1 pseudogene is annotated in these 323 nt (G+C 63.5%); it reads right to left on the reverse strand.

What is annotated here, in order from left to right:
- A pseudogene (locus JMJ56_RS34675) lies at positions 1-242 on the reverse strand (IS110 family transposase); the annotation flags it as partial.
- Positions 243-323: the final 81 nt, after the last annotated feature.

Consider the following 323-nt stretch of genomic DNA (forward strand, 5'->3'; position numbering starts at 1 on the left):
CGTGTCTCGATGCAGATCGCAGGCAGGCCTGAGGCCACCAGCCCGGCGTAGAGCCACTGCGAGAGCGGGCCCGCCTCTAGGCCGAGCCGTGCGCCGGAAACACCTGCCCGACAAAGGCAGGCTGCGATCGCGGCCGGATCGGTGTCTACTTTCGTCTCGCAGACAACCTGGCCAGCGCCGTCGAGAACGCACAGGCTCGTCTGGTCCAGAGAGACGTCGAGGCCAACATAGTGCTGGTTCATCCTGGAAGTGAGGTGACACGGCGAAAGTGGTCCGGCTCTGGTGTTAGTGTTTCGGCGGATTTCCTCATGACGGATGTGGAG

The sequence above is a fragment of the Belnapia arida genome (assembly GCF_016773205.1).
GTDB lineage: Bacteria > Pseudomonadota > Alphaproteobacteria > Acetobacterales > Acetobacteraceae > Belnapia > Belnapia arida.